Source organism: Variovorax sp. GW531-E2 (assembly GCF_059423125.1).
In genome coordinates this window covers 1-2566 of record NZ_JBWKXQ010000128.1, presented here as the reverse complement: position 1 = coordinate 2566, position 2566 = coordinate 1, and the positions used below count along the sequence as shown (strand labels likewise).

Below are 2566 nucleotides of genomic sequence, written 5' to 3'. Positions count from 1 at the left end.
CCCTACGACCCGTGCCCCCTCCCCCGATGCTGGAACAATGCGCCGATCTATGGATGGTCTCGATCTCATCAAAACGTTCCGCGAAGTCGCGTTCCGGCGCAGCTTCTCCCGCGCGGCCCTCTCGCTGGGCATGTCCAAGGCGACGGTCAGCCGCTATGTGGCCGAGCTCGAAGCGCGCAGCGGCGTGCGCCTGCTCAACCGTTCGACCCGCTCCCTGAGCCTCACCGACGCGGGCGAGGTGCTGCTGGAGCGCAGCACCGAGCTGGTGACGATGGCCGAGAACACGCTCAACGACCTGCAGGCGCACGGCTCGCACCCGCGCGGGCGCCTGCGCATGAGCGCGCCGCACGGGCTCATCGCAGGCTGGCTTTCGGACGTGATCGCGGAGTTCATCAAGCTCTATCCCGACGTGTACGTGAGCCTGAATTTCACCAACCACGACATCGACCTGATCGAGGAAGGCATCGACATCCACCTGACGGGCGGGCGCATCGACGACATGAACCTGATCGTGCGCCGGCTGGTGCGCTTCGACATGGTGGTGTGCGCGTCGCCCGCCTACTGGGCGCAGCGCGGCATTCCGCAGGTGCCCGAGGACATGGCGCGCCACGACGTGCTGAGCTATTCGCCGATGCCCACCACGCACCTGCCGTTCGAGACCGACGGCCAGCCGCACGACGTGGCGGTGCACAGCCGCATGGAGGCCAACGACGCGGTGGCGCTGATCGAGTTGGCGCTGCGCGGCGTGGGCGTGGCCTACGTGCCCGAGCCGCTGGCGCAGTCGCACCTGGAGCGCGGCGCGCTGGTGCCGGTGCTGCGCGACCACATGCCGCACGAGCACTGGCTGTATGCCGCGTACTCGCAGCGCCGCCACAACAGCGCGGCGATGCGCGCGATGCTCGACTTTCTCGAAAAATCGATGGGGCCGGTGCCCGAGCCCATGCCCGCGGCGGTGCCGGTGGCGCTGCCGTCCTGTCCCGCCAACGCCGCAACCACCGCCGCTGCTGCCGCCGCCATCGCGGCGCGCGACACGCTCGCTCCCAACGGAAAGGCCTCCTGACCCCATGACCACGCCCGCGCTCCTGATCCGTCCGCCCAAGCCCGACGACTTCGCCGCCTGGAAACCGCTCTGGGACGGCTACAACGCCTTCTACAACCGCGAGGGCCCCACGGCCCTGCCCGACGCGATCACGCAGGTCACGTGGCAGCGCTTCTTCGATGCGTACGAGCCGGTGCATGCGCTGGTGGCCGAGCGCGAGGGGCAGCTGGTGGGGCTGGTGCACTACCTGTTTCATCGCAGCACGACGCGCATCGAGCCGACCTGCTACCTGCAGGACCTGTTCACGCAGTCGTCCGAACGCGGCCGGGGCGTGGGCCGGCAACTGATCCAGGGCGTGTACGACGCGGTGCGGCGCGCGGGCGGACAGCGCGTGTACTGGCAGACGCACACGACCAACGCGGCGGGGCGCACGCTCTACGACAAGGTCGCGAAGCACGAGGGCTTCATCGTCTACGCGACGATGGTCTGATCGATCAGTACTTGATGGTGATGCCGGCCTTCACGCCGGTGTTGGCCTTGCCGTCCGAGTGCGCGCCGCCCGAGAAGGAGACGTCGCCGCCGGTCTTGGCACCGACCGAATAGGTGGGCCGCTTGCCAGACGTGTCGGTACCGGCTTCCAAAGCACTGCCGTCCGGGCGCTGCACACCGACCGTGGCACCGTTCGTGCGGGCCGAGGTTTCGGTGGAGTTCACGTTGGGCGCGATGTAGGCCGTGCCCTTGTCGTCGCTGTCGACGGGCACTCTCACGGGCTCCGCGATGGCCACCACGGCGGCAGCGCAGGCAACCCCACCCAGGAACGCAAGAATTACTCTGTTCATGGGGACCGATGGTGGATGCAGCGCGTCGCGCGGGCTGTGGGCGTGGCCTCACCGCGCGCGTAGGACGAAGGCGGCATCAATGCCATGACAGGTTGAACAGGAAGAACGCCGCCAACACCCACAGGAGCAGCACGAGGTGCGTGAGCTGCAGGCCCTCTTGCCGTATCCAGTAGCCGAACCACAGGCCGCCCAGGTGCATGGCGAAGAGGAAGGCAGCAAAGCCGGCCAGCCCCAGGTTGAGCCACGGCCGTGCGGCCGCCAGGTCACCGCCGACCACCAGCATCGCGCTGCCGGCCCAGAACGCCAGCGCCGCGCCGAGCTGCAACGCCAGCACCACGTACAGCGCCGCGCGGTGCAGCGCCACCGAGCGGATGGCGCGCGTCAGCAAGGGCGTGTCGATGGCGGGATCGACGCGCAACGGCGCCATCGACATCGTGCCGCCGACCGCGAACACCGAGCCCGCGAAGCCGCGCCAGTTGTTGCGCACGGCGATCGACAGCCACAGCGCCATGCCCAGCGCGTGGAGAGACTGGAACAGCCAGACGGAGGTAGGGAGATTCATCGGAACGCCTGCGTTTTTAAATATCAAAGATTATTCTTTGATATTGATGCAACCGCCGGCCGGCGCTCAAAGTCCCTCAAGGAAGGTCGAACGAATCCCATGAACACCGCCACCGCCCCCCCCCGG

4 protein-coding genes are annotated in these 2566 nt (G+C 68.1%); 2 read left to right on the top strand and 2 right to left on the bottom strand.

Features of this window, described 5'->3' with window-relative positions:
• Positions 1-49: 49 nt before the first annotated feature.
• Together AC07XP_RS32220 and AC07XP_RS32215 are read left to right on the top strand one after the other, a co-directional pair.
• Positions 50-1060 (top strand): LysR family transcriptional regulator, encoded by a 1011-nt coding sequence (locus AC07XP_RS32220; protein WP_095744241.1) that lies wholly within the window; start codon positions 50-52, stop codon positions 1058-1060.
• Positions 1061-1064: 4 nt separating this feature from the next.
• Positions 1065-1529 (top strand): GNAT family N-acetyltransferase, encoded by a 465-nt coding sequence (locus tag AC07XP_RS32215; protein ID WP_495266952.1) that lies wholly within the window; start codon positions 1065-1067, stop codon positions 1527-1529.
• 4 nt (positions 1530-1533) lie between these two features.
• On the opposite strand, the gene AC07XP_RS32210 is transcribed toward AC07XP_RS32215, so the two are convergent.
• Together AC07XP_RS32210 and AC07XP_RS32205 are read right to left on the bottom strand one after the other, a co-directional pair.
• Positions 1534-1878 (bottom strand): hypothetical protein, encoded by a 345-nt coding sequence (locus AC07XP_RS32210; protein ID WP_139701940.1) that lies wholly within the window; start codon positions 1876-1878, stop codon positions 1534-1536.
• A gap of 76 nt (positions 1879-1954) precedes the next feature.
• Positions 1955-2440: a DUF2165 family protein gene (locus AC07XP_RS32205; protein ID WP_487850111.1), complete on the bottom strand. Its 486-nt coding sequence runs from the start codon at positions 2438-2440 to the stop codon at positions 1955-1957.
• Positions 2441-2566 lie beyond the last annotated feature (126 nt).

Bases quoted from the DNA above. Each gene is read 5' to 3' on its own strand.
- AC07XP_RS32220 (WP_095744241.1), top strand. From the start codon at position 50: ATGGATGGTCTCGATCTCATCAAAACGTTCCGCGAAGTCGCGTTCCGG.
- AC07XP_RS32210 (WP_139701940.1), bottom strand. From the start codon at position 1,878: ATGAACAGAGTAATTCTTGCGTTCCTGGGTGGGGTTGCCTGCGCTGCC.
- AC07XP_RS32215 (WP_495266952.1), top strand. From the start codon at position 1,065: ATGACCACGCCCGCGCTCCTGATCCGTCCGCCCAAGCCCGACGACTTC.
- AC07XP_RS32205 (WP_487850111.1), bottom strand. From the start codon at position 2,440: ATGAATCTCCCTACCTCCGTCTGGCTGTTCCAGTCTCTCCACGCGCTG.